At 48.4% G+C, this 723-nt stretch carries 1 protein-coding gene and 1 pseudogene; both read right to left on the reverse strand.

Annotation, left to right across the window (positions count from 1 at the left end; genetic code table 11):
• On the reverse strand, positions 1-497 hold a 497-nt coding region (gene vscK / locus R7R24_RS26780; RefSeq protein WP_318120127.1), incomplete at its 3' end, for a SctK family type III secretion system sorting platform protein VscK.
• A pseudogene (gene vscJ / locus R7R24_RS26785) lies at positions 490-723 on the reverse strand (SctJ family type III secretion inner membrane ring lipoprotein Vsc); the annotation flags it as partial. The pseudogene vscJ and the gene vscK, both read right to left, overlap by 8 nt.

The raw sequence follows: 723 nt of genomic DNA on the forward strand, positions 1-723 counted from the left end.
CTCGCTAAGATAAACTTCATCCATGCGTAGCCCTGTTTGAGCATGTGACGTTCAACTTCGTCTTCTTTCATCATGTCTGGTAGCGCTTTTTGCCAACCTTTCGGCCATTGTGACAACAACATCGGCCCTTGCTGAATAAGAAAACGGGCGACATCCAAACCAAACACGTTGTTCAAACACTGCTTGGGCTTTTTAAGTACCACTTGGCGCATCGCAAAACTGTGCAACGCCCCGCCAATGGTGAGCATTAACGTACTGAGCGCATCAGGAGGAAGCAGAGCCAAGCTATGGTGTGGCTTGTTAAAAGCCGTTTCTGGAACAGGCGCAAGCGCCCACTCTTCTAAACACCAAAGGTTGAAGTTTGGGTTATCTCGCCAGCCATCCAAATTAAGAAGCCAAGGCTGTTTTGGCACGATCCAGTTTTGCTCTAGGTACTGACATGGGCAGTAGTTGAACTGATGCAGTACCTGAGCCATCGGTGTTTCAGGTTTAACCACGCTTTGCGCTCCTGCGGCACCACGTGAACGTCGCGACATTCGAGCCAATCAATAGCAGTACCATAAACACTAAAATCCCGATGAGATGGTTCGCCGTTTCTTTGGTAACTTGCACCGACAAAATGCTTTTAAATTGGTTGCTTTGAGTCGTCACTCGCACCTCCGAAGATGGCACGATCACGACGCTAATGCGGTCGTAATTCAGCCCTTCAATACTGTTGTTCAT

Source organism: Vibrio sp. 704 (assembly GCF_033339295.1).